Genomic DNA, 1398 nt, shown 5'->3' on the forward strand with positions numbered 1-1398 from the left:
TAGATATAGAGTCCGCTTGCAAGATTTGAGGCATCAAAGGTGACCTGATGATATCCGGCTTGTTTCTGTCCATTTACCAATGTCGCAACTTCACGGCCAAGGATATTATAAACAAGCAGCTCTACATAGCCGGTCTCAGGGAGTGCGTATTCAATCACTGTAGAAGGATTGAATGGATTTGGGTAGTTCTGCGAAAGCTCATACTCAACCGGCAGGCCGGCGGATGGGTCAACGCTGGTCGGCATAAACGAAAATGTTTGCGGATCGCTGTACTCGCCGAAGCCCACGTCGTTTTGGGCACGGACTCTCCACCAGTAGGTGTTTTGATCTGCCAGATCCCCAAGAACAATGGAGGTGTCGGTAAGAACCGAATCCAGCTGAATAGAGGTAAAGGTCTCATCTGTCGCCAGTTCAAACTGATACTGATCGATTTGCGGGTCGCCTTCCTGCCAGGTAAACAGGACAGAATCGGCGGCAACCACCTGTTCGTCTGTCGGCTCTCCAAGGGTGACAGGGAGTGGCCGGCCAATAGTTTTGAACGTGCAGCGAACGACGTCTCCTTCGGCAAGGTCTATGGTAACCGACCCATTGCCAAGATCCGTTGTGATGCCTTGTGCCGCCGTACAGGAGATATCAGATAGTTCCCAGTCGTCTTCATTGGGAAGCTGCTGGGTAATATCATAGCTACCTGCCGGCAGATAGGGAAAAGCATCTGTATGTGTGACTGTGGAACTGTTTCCATTATTGGATAGGACAAAATCTCCCAGCTCACCTGATCCGCTGAAGGTAAATTCCTCTCCGCCGGCCGGAGCGGCATCCAGGCTTATTTGAATCTTGGTGTCGGTGTCGCTCAAATAGTCTTTGACCTGTTCATTGGCTACCGGTGTAATAAGCTCCCGGGTGTCGATCGCAAAGCGCTCATCACCGGTTTGTGCGATGTCGAAGATACAGTTGTCCAGCAGGATTGGATCTTTAATACCGAAGTCTTGACAAACCGATTTGGCCTCAGATACCGCATTAGGGTCCATGTCGGCGGTGGTCACTTGCTGGCTCGGTATATTCAAATTCTCAAATGTTTCCGTGCCGAAAAGCGATTCTTCCTGCGTAATCCGCCAGCTGTCGCCAAACTCCCTGTAGAGTTCATCAAATGAAAGAGGAGGTACAAGCACTGTCCCACCGCGGGTGGTAAAGTCGTTTTCCGTGTTTCCGTCCATGTTGCCCAAAAGCCCATCAACCTTTCCGGCATAGTCGGTCGAGAACATCGGCTCGGCCAGGATGCCCATTTCTGTGGCGCTCTGGCGAACATCCACGCGGTTGTTGCCATCGGGCCACTCAACGATGAGGGTGCGGCCCGACCGCTTGATGGAGCCGCCGCCCGGCAGCATCATTGGTTCCGCG

General features: G+C 52.3%; 1 protein-coding gene. It reads right to left on the minus strand.

Going from position 1 to position 1398, the window contains the following annotated elements; genetic code table 11:
* The coding region (locus tag VJ956_RS07850) for a prealbumin-like fold domain-containing protein (protein WP_324083558.1) at window positions 1-1388 on the minus strand (1388 nt) is incomplete at its 3' end.
* Window positions 1389-1398 lie beyond the last annotated feature (10 nt).

Origin of the sequence: Marinobacter sp. (genome assembly GCF_035268745.1) — a bacterium.
Taxonomy (GTDB): Bacteria; Pseudomonadota; Gammaproteobacteria; order Pseudomonadales; family Oleiphilaceae; genus Marinobacter.